Source organism: Mycobacterium venezuelense, assembly GCF_054919535.1.
This window is the reverse complement of record NZ_JBONDW010000010.1, coordinates 42,842-57,325: the sequence shown is the minus strand read 5'-3', so window position 1 is coordinate 57,325 and position 14,484 is coordinate 42,842. Positions and strand designations below refer to the sequence as shown.

Here is a 14,484-nt window from a genome sequence, read left to right as displayed (position 1 = left end):
CGCATGAAATACACGGTCAGCGTGGCGATGGGCCCGGTCGAGGAATTGGTGGACCTCGCCAAGACCGCAGAAGAAGTCGGGTTCGATTCCATCGCGTTGCCCGATTCGCTGTTCTACATGGAGAAGCAGGCCGCGGACTACCCGTACACCCCGGACGGTTCGCGCATGTGGAATGCCGAAACGCCGTGGGTGGATCCGCTGATCGCGGCGGCCGCGATGGGCGCGGTGACCTCGACGCTGCGCTTCTACACCAACGTCATGAAGCTCGGCTCGCGTAATCCGCTGCTGTTGGCCCGCCAGGTCGGCTCGGTGGCGAACCTGACCGGGAACCGGTTCGGCTTCGGCGTCGGGATCGGCTGGGCCCCTGAGGAATTCGAATGGTGCGGCCAGCCCTACGCCAAGCGCGGCGCCAGGGTCGACGAGATGATCGAGGTGATCAAGCTCGTGCTCGGCGGCGGCATGGTCGAATTCCACGGCAAGTTCTACGAATTCGAGCGGTTGCAGATGAGCCCCGCGCCCAGCGCGCCGGTACCGTTCTACGTGGGCGGCCACACGCCGGTCGCGCTCAAGCGCGCGGCCCGCGTCGGTGACGGCTGGACCAGCGCGATGATGACGGGCGCGGAACTGGCCGACACGGTCAACGCACTCAACAAGCTGCGAGCCGAATACGGCAGGGCCGACGAACCATTCGAATTCCAGGCGGTCTGCATCGACAAGTTCGGGGTGGACGGTCACCGCGAACTCGCCGAGGCCGGCATCACCGACAACATCGTGATTCCCTGGGTATTCGACGGATTGGGATTCGACGCGCCGCTGGAGAAGAAGAAGGACTCGATGAAGCGGTTCGCCGACACCTACATCCACTCCGGCTGGCAGGACTGACATGGCGGTGAGCAACCCCGACCACCCCGCGCACGTGGCAGGCAAGCGTTCGCGCGCGGCGGTCGCCGCGCGCGACAAGGAAGCCTGGCTTTCGGTTTTCGCCGACGACGCGGTCGTCGAAGACCCCATCGGCCCGTCGTTCTTCGATCCGGACGGCAAGGGCCATCGGGGGAAGGAGGCCATCGCGGCGTTCTGGGACAAGGCGATCGCGCCGACCGACAACCTCGAGTTCGAGTTCGTCGACACGTTCCAGTGCGGCAACGAGGAAGCCAACGTGGGCAGCATCGTCACGACGATGGGCGGGCACCGGATCACCACCGAGGGCGTGTTCACCTATCGTGTCAACGACACCGGGCAGATGATCGCGCTGCGCGCGTTCTGGGAAGTCGACCGGGCTGCCGCGACCGCCAAACCGGTCTAGGCGGCCTTACAGCGCCTCAAGCCCGCGCAGGTACCGCTCTGCCAGGTCCCGGTATGCCTGTGGGTTCGACTCGACCCACATCTCGGCACCGGTCCCGGCGATCGGACCCCGCACTTTCGCCGGCGAACCTGTGACGAGCACCTCGTCGGGGATCTTGGTACCGCCGACGACGAGCGAATGCGCTGCGATCAGGCTGCGACGGCCGATCACGGCGCCGTCGAGCACCGTGCAGTGGTTGGCGATCAGTGCCTCGGCCCCGACATGCACGCCGTGTACGACGCACATGTGTGCCACCGTCGCACCCGGGCCGATGTCGACGGGAATCCCCGGCGGTGCGTGCAATACCGAGCCGTCCTGCACATTGGCGCCTTCGCGGATCACGATCGGCGCGAAGTCGCCGCGCAGCACCGTGTTGAACCACACCGAGGCGCCTGCCTCGATCGTGACGTCGCCGATCAGCGTGGCGGTCGGGGCCACGAACGCGGTTGAGTCGACTTTCGGCGTATGACCCTCGAACGAGTACAACGGCATCGTTCACATATACCGCAGCCAGTGCGGTCGCATCGCCGCGGCGCGTACGGTACCCAGTAACTATGTCGTTCACGTCAGCCAGCCGGCTGAAGTCCCTGCTCACCACCGCACGCGCAGCTCTCGTCATCGGCACGGCAGCCGCCTGCGACGCAACCCAGACCCCGCCCGCCACCGCCCCGGCTCCCGGGCTGCCCGCGGCAGCGCCGACGACGACATCACCGAAAGCGCAGGCTTCGGATTACAGCCACCTGTTGCTGCAGGCCGAGGACGTGAGCATCCCGCCGAACACGTTCACGGCCCGCTCGACGACCGTCAATCCCGATGGCCAGGACGGGGCCAGCGCGCTGTTCGTGAACGCCGACGACACGCGGGCCATCGCGGACACCATCTTGATCTACCCGGACGTCGCGACCGCATCGGCGACGCTGCGTCAGGCCTCGGCCGCCGTGAGCACGATCGTGACCGGTGGCCCGCCGCAGCCGGTCCCCGTCGGCACGGGCGGCACCGTGATCTCCGGCACTGCGCCCGACGGGTCGAAGGCCGTCACGCTGCTGATGTTCACGCAGGGCCGGGCGTTGGTCCGACTCGAGTTCGACAGCACCCCGCAGGATCCGGTGTCCCCCCAAACAGTCGCCAGCGTGGGCCGGATGCAGCAGATCGCGCTGCGGATCGGCCTGCCGGAGCGGGAGTAATCGCCACCAGTCGCGGGTATGCCGCAGGTCACGTGGCTCGCGTTGCCAGACCCGACCGGAAAACTGTAACGTGTTCTAGTTAGAGAGCAAGGACTGGAGGCGTCATGGCTACCGAGAATGTCGGAGTTCGCGAGATCGACACCGGCGCACTGCCGGATCGATATGCGCGAGGCTGGCACTGCCTTGGCCCGGTGAAGGATTTCCTGGACGGCAAGCCGCATTCGATCGAGGCGTTCGGCAGCAAGCTCGTGGTGTTCGCCGATTCCAAGGGCGAGGTGAAGATTCTCGACGGCTACTGCAGGCACATGGGTGGCGACCTCTCGCAGGGCACCATCAAGGGCGACGAGGTGGCCTGCCCGTTCCACGACTGGCGCTGGGGCGGCGACGGCAAGTGCAAGCTGGTTCCGTACGCCAAGCGGACCCCGCGGCTCGCGCGTACCCGCGCCTGGCACACCGACGTACGCGGCGGCCTGCTGTTCGTGTGGCACGACCACGAGGGCAACCCACCACAGCCCGAGGTGCGCATCCCCGACATCCCCGAATTCGCCGACGACGGGTGGACCGACTGGCGGTGGAACACGATGCTCATCGAGGGCAGCAACTGCCGCGAGATCATCGACAACGTCACCGACATGGCGCACTTCTTCTATATCCACTTCGGTCTGCCGACGTACTTCAAGAACGTCTTCGAAGGCCACGTCGCGTCGCAGTACCTGCACAACGTCGGCAGGCCGGACATCGGGGACATGGGCACCGCCTACGGTGAGGCCCATCTCGATTCGGAGGCTTCGTATTTCGGGCCCTCGTTCATGATCAACTGGCTGCACAACAACTACGGCGGCTTCAAGGCCGAGTCGATCCTGATCAACTGCCACTACCCCGTCACGCAGGATTCGTTCGTGCTCCAGTGGGGGGTCATCGTCGAAAAGCCCAAGGGCATGGACGATGCGACCACCGACAAGCTGTCGAAAGCGTTCACCGACGGTGTCAGCAAGGGCTTCCTGCAGGACGTCGAGATCTGGAAACACAAGACGCGCATCGACAATCCGCTGCTGGTGGAGGAGGACGGTGCCGTCTATCAGATGCGGCGCTGGTATCAGCAGTTCTATGTCGACGTCGCCGACATCACCCCGGACATGACCGATCGCTTCGAGATGGAGATCGATACGACGGCGGCCGTCGACAAGTGGAACGTCGAGGTCGAGGAAAACCTCAAGCGGCAGAAGGCTGAGCAGTCCAGCTCATGACCAAGCGCAACGAGCGGGCCCAGACGCCAGATGTCGATAGTCTGGCCCGCTCGATGCTGCAGCTGCTCGGTCATGACGAAGACGAGCACGTCGCAGGAAGTGACGCCGGCTCCGGGCACGCCGCTGGAAGTTGGTCCAAGGCACCGGATTTCGCGTCCGATCCACAGCGCGCCGCCGCGGTTCGCGAGGCGACTCAACGTGACCGGGAACGTTATCTGACAGCGGGCCTGGTATCGGTCGACTGCCGGTTCTGTCACGTGGCGGTCCAGGTCAAGAAACTCGGCCCACAGCACACATCGGTGCAGTGGAATTCCGAAGCGACACAACGGTGTGCGGTCTTCAACGAGATCCGGGAGTCCGGCGGGGATCCGGCTCGCGCCCGGTCCTGCCCACGACTGGCCGACAGCATCAAGCACGCGATCGCCGAGGGCTGCCTCGAGGAAGTGTCGAGCGCCCCATCGCCCGGCGACGGCTGATTTCACCCTCACCACAAATTCGTGCGAACGCAATTTATCGCTCTTGATAAATAAACTCCGCGCACTGAATCACAGACCCGTGATTACGTTTCGCGGATAGTAAATATCTCAACGATCATCGCTGGAGGACGTCCCAGCGAACTCGGCGCGATCTTGGCAACGACATGCCGACCAGCTTCTGGCGAACGGTCGACCCGGCCAACCCGCTCTCGTCGGCAGGTTTTTTGACGCGGCCAGGGGTTCGGGATGCCTACCGGACGCTCTGGCAACGTGGCGGGTTAGACCATTACCTTCCAGGTCAAGTGACATAGCGCACCGGTAGAACACTCGTACGGGCACCGGCCCGGAGAAATCAAGATATTTCATAAGTGAACCAACCCGCTTCAACTCTTCCCGCAAACCCGTTCACTAGCTGCGGATACCAGCTACCTGCGGTAAGTTTCCCTCAGCCACCTCACAGTGGCCGGAACAGCGACCATCAAGATTTCAACTCATTTGTGTTAATTCCCCGGGCTATGCCGGGGTCTATTCGGCGTGCGCAGGAGGGGAAATTGCGTAAAAGAGCCGTACTGACAGGTGGTGCGGGGTTCGTCGGCTCGCACCTCGCCGAGCGACTGCTCGCGGAGAACATCGACGTCATATGTCTCGACAACTTCGTGACGGGCTCCGCCGACAACGTACTTCACCTGCTGGACCATGACGGATTCCGGCTGATCAAGGTGGACGTCAACGACTACCTCTCGATTCCCGGCCCAGTGGACTACGTGTTGCACTTCGCCTCGCCCGCGTCGCCGATCGACTACGCGGAACTTCCGATCCAGACCATGAAGACCGGGTCTCTGGGGACGCTGCACACACTCGGCCTGGCCAAGGAGAAAGACGCCCGTTATCTGTTGGCGTCGACTTCCGAGGCCTACGGTGACCCCCTTGTCCATCCGCAGCGCGAAGATTACTGGGGAAACGTCAACCCGGTCGGACCGCGCGCATGTTACGACGAGGCCAAGCGCTTCGCCGAGGCGCTCACGACGTCCTACCGGACGAAGCACGGCATCGACACCACGATCATGCGGATCTTCAATACGTACGGGCGCAGAATGCGGCCCGACGACGGACGCGCGATCCCGACGTTCATCAACCAGGCGCTCGCCGGGGCACCGATCACCGTACACGGCGACGGCAGCCAGACCCGTTCCGTGTGCCACGTCGACGACCTGGTGGAAGGCGCAGTGCGCCTGCTTTTTTCGGACATGGCCGGCCCGGTGAACATCGGGAATCCCCATGAGATGACGACACTGCAGATCGCCGAACTGATCCGCGAACTTTCCGGTTCGGCGTCTCCGATCGTGTTCACCGAGCGGCCGCAGGACGACCCTTCGCAACGTCGGCCCGACATCGAGCTCGCGCGCACGCGGCTGGGCTGGACACCTGGTATCGACGTCCACGACGGGCTGCGCGACACCATCGAATGGTTCCGCACGCAGTCGTGCGGCACCGAATCCCGCTGGCCGGAGGCGCTTTCCGGTGCATCGCGGGGACGTGTCGAGGTGCAGCGGACCAGACACAAGGTTGCGGTCATCGGTACCGGCTATGTCGGCGCGGTCACCTCGGCATGCCTGGCATCGCTCGGCCACGTCGTCTGCGGCCTCGACAGCGACCCCACGCGGGCCGGGCAGCTCAATGACGGTCAGACGCCGTTCCACGAACCTGGGCTGCCGGAGTTGCTCACCGAGACCTTGGCGACCGGGCGGCTTCGATACACCGAGCATCCGGCCGAGGCGCTCTCGGATGCCGACTTCGTCTTCCTCTGCGTCGGGACGCCGCCCGGGCCCGACGGCTCACCTGACCTGGCCCAGCTGGAAGGCGCCATCCAGTCCCTTGCCTCGCATCTGCGGCCGGGCGTGATCATCGTCAACAAGTCGACGGTGCCCGTCGGCTCGGGAAACTGGGCCCGCACCATCCTCGAAGACGCGCTCGCCGGTTCCCGCCAACTGACGTTCCACGTCGTGTCCAACCCCGAGTTCCTCCGGGAGGGCTCGGCGATCGAGGACTTCCTGTATCCGGACCGGATCGTCTTGGGCGGGGCGCCATCCGACGTCGCCCGAGTGGCCGAGCTGTACAAGCCCGTGCTCGAGCAATCGTTCGAGGGCGGGCGCCGCACGCGCAGACCGGTGCTGATCAACACCGAACTCGCGTCGGCCGAGATGATCAAGTACGCCGCCAACGCGTTCCTCGCGACCAAGATCAGTTTCGCCAACGAGATCGCGCAATTGTGCGAGGCGGTGGGCGCGGACGTGCGCGAGGTGATGCCTGCCATCGGCGCCGACCGTCGGGTGGGTGCCGCATTCTTGAATCCCGGTGTGGGATGGGGCGGGTCGTGCTTCGGCAAGGACCTAGCCGCACTGATCTCGACCGGGCAGGAGTACGGGTACACGCCGACGATGTTGCAGGCGACGGTGGAGATCAACCGCTCTCAACGGGCGACCGTGGTGCGCAAGCTTCAGCGTGAACTCCACGTGCTCAAGGGTCGCAGAATCGCCCTCTTCGGCTTGACCTTCAAGCCGAACACCGATGACCTTCGAGACGCCCCGGCACTCGATATCGCGCGACGTCTGGTATCGGCCGGTGCAGTGGTGTCCGCATACGATCCCGCGGTGAAGACGCTCCCACGCGAGTACGCCGCGGTTCGGGTCGCAACCGACGTCTACGGCGCCGCGGACCGGGTGGACGCCGTCGTACTCGTCACCGAATGGCCGGAGTTCCGCCAGATCGACGCGCAGGCACTTCGCCGGGTGATGCGTGGCGACCTCGTGGTCGACGGCCGAAACTTCCTCTCGGCAGGTGCTTTTGCCGGATCCGGCCTACATATCGTCGGTTTCGGCTGCTGAAGCCGACCCGCTCCAGCCATTCGAGGGGTCACCATGACCAACAGGACCACGACCTCCATTCCGCGTCGGACGACATCTACCGACATAACCCGCTTGCAGGTACCGGGCGAGCCCGGGCCGGAGTTCGACTTACGACAGCGCAGCTTGCTCCGGCTCGCCGACGTGCTTGCACTGAGTGTTTCGGCAGCACTCGGCGCCGTACTGATCAATTTCATCAGCCCGGTACGAGCCGGCGACCTGGGCGCCCGCGAAGTCGCGCTCGCCGCGATCGCGATGATCGTGGCACTACACCTGCACGGGCTGTACCGCAGGCCGGCGTCCGTGCTGCGCCCGAGCTCCTGGTGGCGCCCCACCATGGTCGCGCGCTGCCTACCGACCGCGGCGCTGCTGGCGCTCGGAACCGACGCACTGATCTCACCCGACCGGAAGATGACGCTGACGGCAGCCGTGGCGATGGCGCTGCCCGCCGTGCTTCTCGTGCCGTTCGGGCGGCGAGTGGTCGTGCGAATTCTCGACGGCCCCACCGTGACCCGGATTCTGATCGTGGGTAAGGGTCCGATCTCGGACCGCCTGACGTCGCGGCTGCATCGGTGCAGAGACACCCACATAGTCGGCACCGTCGATGACACGCCCGCTCCGGACAGTTCGGTGCTTGGACGCATCGCCGATCTGCCCGAGGTCTGTACCCGGCACCGGGTCGACCGCGTCATCATCGCGTACCCGAACGGGACCGACGCCGATGTCCAGGAATCGGTACGCCACCTGAGCAGCCATGTTCCGGTATCGATCATCCCGCGGTTCTTCGAACTCCTGAACTGGCGCAGCGACGTCGAGGAACTCCACGGCCTGACGCTCATGCATGTGCCAACCCCGTCGCTCGCCCAGACCGATCGAATCGTCAAACGGGTCATGGACATCGTGCTCGGGTCGTGTGCCGTCGTCGCGGTGGCTCCGCTCTGGCTGCTCATCGCCGCGGCCATCAAACTCGACAGCCCCGGACCGGTGTTCTTCCGTCAGGAGCGGATCGGCCGGGGTGGAAAACCCTTCCAGATCTACAAGTTCCGGTCCATGACTGCAGACGCCTGGGAACGCCGGACAGCGGTCGCCCAGTACAACAAGGTCGACGGTCCACTGTTCAAGGCAGAACACGATCCGCGGGTCACGCGGGTCGGAGCGCTCATCCGGAAGACGAGTCTCGATGAACTGCCCCAGTTCCTCAACGTGATCCGCGGTGAGATGTCACTGGTCGGCCCGCGGCCTCTTCCGACGGAGATGGCGGACGGGCTCGACGGCGTGGCCCTCACGCGCCTCGGCGTATCGCCCGGCATCACCGGACTCTGGCAGGTCTGCGGACGCAGCGATCTCACGTATGCCGATCTGCAGCATCTCGACTCGGTCTATGTCAGGTCGTGGTCGCTGATGTGGGACCTACGAATCATGTGGCAGACGCCGGGCGTCGTGCTTCAGCGCAAAGGCGCCTACTAACCAACCACCACGAGGCATCAACCCGGGACACACATGACACAAGCAGCAACCGTCGAGAGACACCGCCCTTCACCGCAGGCCCCGGCCGGCTACCGCCCGGACGTCGAGGGCCTACGCGCGGTCGCGGTATTGCTCGTGATGCTCACCCATGCCGGAATGCCATGGACCGACGGTGGATTCGTAGGCGTCGACGTGTTCTTCGTGATCTCGGGATTCCTGATCACGCGCATGCTCGTCAACGAGGCACGCACCAGCGGTCGGCTTCGGATGCGCCGCTTCTACGCGAGGCGGGCGCGCAGGCTGCTGCCGGCAGCCGCCGTCGTCCTCGTCGCCTCGGCATTTCTGACTTGGGCTTTCCTGCCGCAGAATCGATGGGTCTCCACCGGCCACGACATCATGGCGAGCGCGGTCTACGCCATCAACTGGCGATTGGCCGCGGAAAGTGTCAACTACCTGCGCGCGGACAGTGCGCCGTCCATCGTGCAGCACTACTGGTCGCTGGCGGTCGAAGAGCAGTTCTACATCCTCTGGCCATGCCTGATGGCCGCCGCGGTGCTGTTCGCCAGGCTCGGCAAACGCCGAAACCTCAACAGCTCGATAATGTTCGCTCTTGCGCTCGTGGGACTCCCATCGCTGCTGTGGTCCATCTACTACACCCAGACGAGCCCGGAACGCGCGTACTTCGTGACCACGACGAGAATGTGGGAGTTGGCTCTCGGCGCGGTCGTGGCGATGCTCGCCGTGAACCGGCGAATCCTCCCGCGGGGACTCGCGATCGTCACCGGCTGGATCGGCCTGGCCGCGATCATCGCCGCGGGCGTGCTGTTCACACCTGAGATCGCCTACCCGGGCTGGCACGCGCTTGTCCCAACGGTCGGCACGGCTGCCGTCATCTGGGCCGGCCTGCAGTCCGAGGCCCGCCCGAAAGGCTCAGCGGGTTGGCTGTTGGGCCGTCCTGGAATGGAATGGATCGGCCGCCTCTCGTACTCGATCTACCTGTGCCACTGGCCGGTACTCATCGTTGCCATCGCGGTGATGGGTCCCCTGTCCCCGGTAGAGGGTCTGGTTGTGGTGTTCTCGTCGATCATTCCGGCCTACCTGCTGCATCATCACATCGAGAATCCGATTCGGTTCTCCAAATCCAAGCTGCAGCATTCGGTGCCGATGCTGCAGTTCGGCGCCATCACGATGGTCATCTCGCTCACCGCGGGAATCGCCCTGTGCCTTGCCAAGTGGCCACCCACGCCGCCTTTCGTGCCGCCGGCCATCACACAGTTCTCCGCTGCCGGAACAGCAGACGCGGCTGTCGACGGATCCGCGGCGGTCAGCACCGATCCGAACGCGATTCTCGGTGCGACGGCGCTCGGCGCGAAGCCGCTCGGCAACGAGGCCGGAAGCCCCAAGGACACCTCGCCGAAGATCGTCCCGCCGCCCGATGTCGCTGAACAGGACTTCACCAATTGCACTCAAACACAAGAGAACAGCGAGATCATGTCCTGCACCTACGGCAAGACGGACTCGCAGACTGTGGTGGCTCTCGTCGGTGACTCGCACGCCAATCAATGGGTACCCGCCTTGTCCGAGATCGCGACGCGCCACGGGTGGAAGTTGGTCGAGTACACAAAGGCCGCATGTTCTTTCGCCGATGCCTTGATCACGACGAACGAGGGGCATCCATACCCGTCGTGCCAGGAGTGGGGCACCGCGCTTCGCGAGCGGCTCATCGCCGAGAAGCCCACCATGATGATCACCAGCCACATCAAGAAGCGGGTGATGCTCGGCGGCAAGGCGGAATTCGACGCCGCCAACGTCACCGCGCTCGCCGAAGGTCTACGTCGCAATTACGAAGCACTGAACAAGGCAGGTATCCCCGTCGTCGTCATCCAGGACACGCCGAGGCCGACGGTGAACATCCCCGAGTGCGTACAAACCAATCCGACGAAACTCACCGCGTGCGCCGGTGACCGGTCGGTCATGGTTCCGGGCGATCTGGGCGCTGAGCAGTTCGAAGCCAAGGCGGGACTGCCCAACGTGCGGATCGTCGATCTCAACGGCGCGATCTGTCCGACGGAGAAATGCGCGGCGGTGATCGGCAATGTTCTCGTCTACCGCGACGCCAGCCACCTGACCGGAACGTATGTCAGAAGCCTCGGCCCGCGCCTCGAAGCCGAACTGGGACCGCGGTGAACCAGCGCACGCAGGCGGGTCCGGCCGACGACGGCATGCTCGCGGTGGGCCGCGGCTTGCTGTACCCCGGCCTCGCCCTGACGTCGTTGCTCGTCCTGCGTGGCCCGATGGCTTTGCCGTTCGGCGACATGCTGATGGCAGGCGCCGGGTTTTGCGCACTGCTGTCGATGAACCGCCCTGCCCGGTCCCTCCCCGCTGCGTTGTATGTCGTCGCCCCGCTTCTCGTGGTGGGAACCCTGATCTCGTCGGCCGCCAGCAGGGACCCGGTGGGCAGCGTCAGCATCGCGGTCCGGCTCATCTATCTCGTCGTCCTCGTCCCATGGATTCTGGTCAACCTGCTGACCGAACGCAGACATGTCGTCACCGCGTTCGCGTGGTTCCTGTTCGGCGCTGCACTGTGCGCCGTCGGTGCCGTCGCGCAATTGGCCTGGGGGGACGTGATCCCCGGTGGCGCCGTAACCGTCGACGGTCGGTTCACCGGCATGACGACGCATCAGAACGACCTTGCCGGTATTTCCTGCATGGCGGCCGCCGCGACGCTTGCGGCAGTGGGTGCCACGATTCCCCGCGGCGTCCGTATCGGTGCGCTCGCGATCCTGTCGGCCAGCCTCGTCGGTCTGATCCTCAGCGGCAGCGTCAGCGGATTGCTGGGCCTTGCGGCCGCGGTCCTCTACCTGATCGTCAGAGGAACGGTGCGCTTCAGCAGGGCGCTGACCGTCACGGCCGCCGGTGCGCTGCTGATGGCCATACTGCTTCCCCAGCTGGACAGTATCGGCGCGCTCAACCCGATCGAGCGTCTGACCCGCACCACCGGATTCAGCGCCTCACAATCCGAATACGACACCGCGGGAACCAGACTCGAACTGATGCGACTGGCTGTCGAAGCCATCGGAGACTCGCCATTCGTCGGCCGCGGAATGCTGATCGCCGACAACGTTCTGATGAAGCGGTTCACCGTTCACAACAACTTTCTCGGCACCTGGACGGCAGGCGGCGTGCTGGTATTCCTCGGCGTCGTCATCGCGACGGCCATCGCATTGCGGTTCTGCCTGAGCAGACATTCGCGACGCGATCCCCTGCACAACGCAGTCGCGACCGCTGTTGTCGCGGCTCTGGTTTTCGCCCAGACCGCTCCCGGCTTCTACAACCGCTACTACTGGATACCGGTCGCCTTCGCGATCTACCTCGTGATCGACATGCGTTACACCCGTTCGGCTCCCACGCTCGGGCCCACGTCTACGGTGGCCCAGGGGGTGGCCCGATGCTGAAGGCGCTCAGCCAAGTCGGCGGCGCGCGGATGCTGGCCACCGCCGCACAGGCCATCACCATGCTGATCATGGCGCGCGGGCTCGGGCCGTCCGCGTTCGCTCAATTCGCCGCGGTACTCGGGACACTCATGGCGTTGATCATGATCGCCGACGGCGGTGCCACATACGCCGTCGGCCGCCATCACGAATCGGCCCAGACCGTGGCCGACGTGTTCCGGGCGAACCGCCTGCTCACCTATGGTGTGCTGGCGATCTCGCTGCCGATACTGGCGGCGCTGGCGGTAACCACCCAATCAGCCGTCCTGGTGGCGTGCATCCCATTGTGCTTCTGGGCTCCGCTCGAACGACAGCTCGAGGTGGTCAGCGCCTACCTCATCGCACGAGGACGCCAACACATGGTCGGTGCCGGCTACTTCGTACGGCGCATGCCGACTTTGGCCGTCGTTCTCGTTCTTCCGGCGAATACCGCGCTGGTATGGGCGTTTTCGCTGTCGATGTTGACCGCGGCGGTAGCCGCCCGCCTGATGTTCGCCCGGCACCTGTCAACTTCGGGGCTGACGTTGCCGGGACGCGCATTACCGGATCGCAGAACATGGGCGATGCTGGTTCCGTTCTGGGCAGCGCTCGCCGGGCAGGGAATACGACAAGTAGACGTCGCTGTGCTGACCATCTCGGCAGGCACCCCGGTGGCCGGCATCTTCGCACCGGCAAGCCGCCTCACTCCCGCCTTGATGCTGGTGCCGTGGACGTACACCCAACTTCTGCTGCCACGATTGGCGACGACGAAAGAACAGCTGTCCTTGACGACGATCCTGATCGTCGGTGCGCTGTCGGGCGCGTTCTTCGTGCCGTTGGCCATCACCGCACCCTGGTGGATCACGCTGCTCCTGGGTGAGGCATACGCACCAAGTGCCTCAGTTGTGCGAATCGTCATCGTCAGCCTCGTTTTCGCGGCGATGGCATCGGCTGTCGCAAGTGGCCTCAACGCCGTCGACCTGGCGTCGCTGGTGGCTGCGATCGTCTGGGCGAGTTCCATCTTCACCCTTGCCCTGATCGCAACGCTCGGTACGCAGTTCGGCGCCGTCGGAGCGGCCTGGTCGGTCGCATTCGGATACGCCCTCCAGTGCTCGCTGATGGGTGCGGCGTACCGGATCAAGGTCAAGCGAGCTTCTGTCGTCAACGTCTGAGAGGTCGAACATGGTTGCCGAGGCGTCATCAACGAGCCGGCGGAGTACAACAACCCGGCACTCCTGGCCACGACGGCATGCGCTGGTCGTCCCGCAACTCGCGATGCCCTCGTACCGCCAGGAGTTCGTCCGCGCGCTCGAGGAGTCGGGCGAGGACGTGTTGTTCCTGGTGGGCGACAGGCAGTTCGGCGACGCGGTCGTCACCGACGTCGAGTCGCCGATCGTTCGGAAGACCGGTCGCAACGTCTACCTGATGGGCCGCAAGTTGGTCTGGCAACCGGGCTGCCTCGTCCGCGGCTTCCTCGCCAAGAACCTGATCATCGAACTCAATCCCCGAAACCTCACGTCATGGCTGCTGCTGCTCGTTCGTCTACTGACTTTCCGGCAGGTCTCGGCATGGGGCCATGCGCACTCCCGGCGCGGATCGAACCCCGAGTACAACCGACCGCGCAGGTTCATGCAGGGCCTGTGCGCCGAATTGATCACCTACACCGAATCGGAAGCCGCCGAGTTGATGACGTGTTTCCCCGACAAGCCGATCACACCGGCACGCAACTCGCTCTATTCCGCGGCGCAGCTCGCGGCGTACACCATTCCCGATGTCGATCAGCGCAGTGACCTGATCATCATCGGTCGGCTCGTCGCCGACAAGAAGCCGTTGCTCGGCCTGGCGGCATTCGAACGCGCGCTCCCGTTCCTGCCGGATCAGGTGTCGGTCCATGTGGTCGGAGCGGGTCCGCAGGAGGACGACGTGCGGGCCTATGTCAGCGCCGCAGGATTGACCGGCCGCGTACAGCTCCACGGTTGGGTGAGCGAGCTCAGCGTACTGGCTCCGATCTTCCAGCGGTGCCGTGGATTGTTGTCCCCCGGCTACGTCGGGTTGAATGTCACTCAAGCGCTGGGATTCGGCCTGCCCGTGATTTATCCGCGGGATGATCCGCATGCGCCAGAGATCGAAGCCCTCAACTCGACGAACAGCATCGTGTTCGACACCGACGATGTCGACCAGTGCAGTCGTGCGATCATCGCACTGTACCAGGATAATTGGCTGTTCGACACGCACCGGATGGCCGATGACATCCGGTCGCAGTACTCGACGGAGCGGATGGTGCGGCCGTTCGTGGCACTGGCGAGGCGCAGTTGACGACGACCGGTGAAAGGCGAATAGCGCATTGGCTCAACCCGGTTCGCACCGCCGTTCGCAAGGTGCGCCTGCTGCGACT

Annotated in this window: 12 protein-coding genes; 11 read left to right on the top strand and 1 reads right to left on the bottom strand. The window is 64.8% G+C overall.

The features are described 5' to 3' along the window. Positions 1 to 3: 3 nt before the first annotated feature. The gene (locus ACRCUN_RS17840; protein WP_462143136.1) at positions 4 to 882 is read left to right on the top strand and encodes a TIGR03619 family F420-dependent LLM class oxidoreductase; all 879 of its coding nucleotides are present in this window, start codon (positions 4 to 6) and stop codon (positions 880 to 882) included. Position 883: 1 nt separating this feature from the next. Beyond that, the gene (locus ACRCUN_RS17835; protein ID WP_462142962.1) at positions 884 to 1,303 is read left to right on the top strand and encodes a nuclear transport factor 2 family protein; all 420 of its coding nucleotides are present in this window, start codon (positions 884 to 886) and stop codon (positions 1,301 to 1,303) included. Between the two features lie 6 nt (positions 1,304 to 1,309). Here ACRCUN_RS17835 and ACRCUN_RS17830 read toward each other — a convergent pair whose 3' ends face one another. After that, the gene (locus ACRCUN_RS17830; RefSeq protein ID WP_462142961.1) at positions 1,310 to 1,834 is read right to left on the bottom strand and encodes a gamma carbonic anhydrase family protein; all 525 of its coding nucleotides are present in this window, start codon (positions 1,832 to 1,834) and stop codon (positions 1,310 to 1,312) included. A gap of 62 nt (positions 1,835 to 1,896) precedes the next feature. Between ACRCUN_RS17830 and ACRCUN_RS17825 the strand changes: the two genes are divergently transcribed. The 9 genes from ACRCUN_RS17825 (at position 1,897) to ACRCUN_RS17785 (ending at position 14,405) form a co-directional block, all read left to right on the top strand. Further along, positions 1,897 to 2,526 carry a hypothetical protein gene (locus ACRCUN_RS17825; protein ID WP_462142960.1) on the top strand — a complete coding sequence of 210 codons (630 nt, stop codon included), beginning with the start codon at positions 1,897 to 1,899 and terminating at the stop codon, positions 2,524 to 2,526. Between the two features lie 104 nt (positions 2,527 to 2,630). After that, complete coding sequence (locus ACRCUN_RS17820; protein WP_462142959.1) at positions 2,631 to 3,773, top strand: 3-ketosteroid-9-alpha-monooxygenase, oxygenase component; 1,143 nt, start codon at positions 2,631 to 2,633, stop codon at positions 3,771 to 3,773. Continuing rightward, positions 3,770 to 4,249: a hypothetical protein gene (locus ACRCUN_RS17815; protein WP_462142958.1), complete on the top strand. Its 480-nt coding sequence runs from the start codon at positions 3,770 to 3,772 to the stop codon at positions 4,247 to 4,249. Before ACRCUN_RS17820 ends, ACRCUN_RS17815 begins: the two co-directional genes overlap by 4 nt. 551 nt (positions 4,250 to 4,800) lie before the next feature. Then, positions 4,801 to 7,134, top strand: a complete 2,334-nt coding sequence (locus ACRCUN_RS17810; protein WP_462142957.1) for a UDP-glucuronate decarboxylase — start codon at positions 4,801 to 4,803, stop codon at positions 7,132 to 7,134. Between the two features lie 33 nt (positions 7,135 to 7,167). Further along, positions 7,168 to 8,619, top strand: coding sequence for a sugar transferase (locus tag ACRCUN_RS17805; protein WP_462142956.1), 1,452 nt, complete (start codon positions 7,168 to 7,170; stop codon positions 8,617 to 8,619). Positions 8,620 to 8,652: 33 nt separating this feature from the next. Beyond that, positions 8,653 to 10,806 carry an acyltransferase family protein gene (locus tag ACRCUN_RS17800; protein WP_462142955.1) on the top strand — a complete coding sequence of 718 codons (2,154 nt, stop codon included), beginning with the start codon at positions 8,653 to 8,655 and terminating at the stop codon, positions 10,804 to 10,806. Beyond that, a complete protein-coding gene (locus ACRCUN_RS17795) occupies positions 10,803 to 12,074 on the top strand; it encodes an O-antigen ligase family protein (protein ID WP_462142954.1) in 1,272 nt (423 codons plus the stop codon). Before ACRCUN_RS17800 ends, ACRCUN_RS17795 begins: the two co-directional genes overlap by 4 nt. Beyond that, entirely contained in the window at positions 12,068 to 13,261 is a 1,194-nt protein-coding gene (locus ACRCUN_RS17790; RefSeq protein ID WP_462142953.1) for an MATE family efflux transporter, read from the top strand. The genes ACRCUN_RS17795 and ACRCUN_RS17790 overlap by 7 nt, the downstream gene beginning before the upstream one ends. A gap of 103 nt (positions 13,262 to 13,364) precedes the next feature. After that, positions 13,365 to 14,405 (top strand): glycosyltransferase, encoded by a 1,041-nt coding sequence (locus ACRCUN_RS17785; protein ID WP_462142952.1) that lies wholly within the window; start codon positions 13,365 to 13,367, stop codon positions 14,403 to 14,405. Positions 14,406 to 14,484 lie beyond the last annotated feature (79 nt).